Consider the following 1,251-nt stretch of genomic DNA (forward strand, 5'->3'; position numbering starts at 1 on the left):
GCCGAGCAGCGGGAGGTCCTGGAGCAGCGCTTCGCCTCCCGGGCCGGGGCGGTGGAGAACTCCGACGGCTTCGAGTGGTTCGAGCTGCTGCGCCCGGTGGAGGGCACCGACCAGTACCTGGTGTACACCCGCTGGCGCAGCGAGGAGGACTTCCGGGCCTGGATGGAGGGGCCCATGAAGGCCGCGCACCAGGGCGGCGGGAACGCCGGTGCGCAGGGCGGTGGTGAGGGCGGTGCGCAGGGCTCCGGTGAGGGCGCCGCACGCCCCCGGCCCGCCGCGACGGACTCCACGCTGTGGTCGTTCGAGGTGGTCCAGCAGGCGGCCCCGAAGACGTCCTGACCCCATCCGGCGCGGGCGGGGCCGGAATCTTCCGCGAAGTCCCCGGGCCCGTCCCGCCGGCCCCCGGCCGGGCACGGCGCGGGGGCGCGGGGGCCCGTGCGGCAGCAGCCCGGGGCGCCGGGGCGCGCGCCCGTGCGGCCGCACTCCACCATCACCCGTTCGGAGTAGCCCGCATCGCCGGGCCCCTTCCGGCGGCGAACCCTGTGAAGGGGGTTCGTCCGAGCCGAGAAGAGTGATTCCCATGGGCCTGATGGACAGCATGAAGAACCTCATGAACAAGGTCAGCGGCACCGCCCGGGAGCACCCGGACCAGACCGGCCGGGGCATCGACCGGATGTCCGAGGAGGCCGACCGGCGCACCGGCGGGAAGTACTCCGGCCACATCGACAAGGGCGCCGACCGCGCCCGCCGGTCCTTCGGCGGTCACGGGGGCGGAGGCCGGCACGGCGGCGGCACCGGCGACGACCGGGGCGGCGGCCCCGCCGCATGACCCGCCGGCCCGCCGCGAGATGGCGGCCCGGGATGGCGGCCTGCCGCGGGACCAAGGCCCGCCGGACACCACGGGGCCGCCGCGCGGGCCGGCGCCTGCCCCGGGCCTGCAGCGCGGGCGGTCACCTGCCCCGATCCGGCCGCGCATGACGGAACCGCCACGGACGACCGGTCCGCGCGCACGGTGACGGCCCGGCTGCGGTTGCGGTTGCGGCTGTGGTCCCGGCTGTGGTTGCGGCCGTGGTTCCGCACCCCGGTGCCCCCGGCAGCGGCTCCGTACCCCGTGGACCCGGGCGGGGCGCCGGGCGCAGGCGCGGGCAACCGAACCGGGGACCGGGCACGGGATATCGGGGACCGGGACCGGGCGCGGAAACCGGGGTCGGCGGCGGACCACCCGCGGTCCCGGTGCGGAAAGCCGGGACG

2 protein-coding genes are annotated in these 1,251 nt (G+C 77.7%); both read left to right on the forward strand.

All coding sequences use genetic code 11. From position 1 onward, the window contains the following. Positions 1–339, forward strand: a 339-nt coding sequence (locus tag IHE55_RS30465) for an antibiotic biosynthesis monooxygenase family protein (protein WP_197992642.1), incomplete at its 5' end; no start/stop codon positions are given. 250 nt (positions 340–589) lie between these two features. After that, positions 590–829 (forward strand): antitoxin, encoded by a 240-nt coding sequence (locus tag IHE55_RS30470; protein ID WP_197988279.1) that lies wholly within the window; start codon positions 590–592, stop codon positions 827–829. Positions 830–1,251 lie beyond the last annotated feature (422 nt).

Source organism: Streptomyces pactum (genome assembly GCF_016031615.1).
In the GTDB taxonomy this organism is placed as follows: domain Bacteria; phylum Actinomycetota; class Actinomycetes; order Streptomycetales; family Streptomycetaceae; genus Streptomyces; species Streptomyces pactus.

Coding starts and splice junctions, on each gene's coding strand:
- IHE55_RS30470 (WP_197988279.1), top strand. CDS start 590: ATGGACAGCATGAAGAACCTCATGAACAAGGTCAGCGGCACCGCCCGG.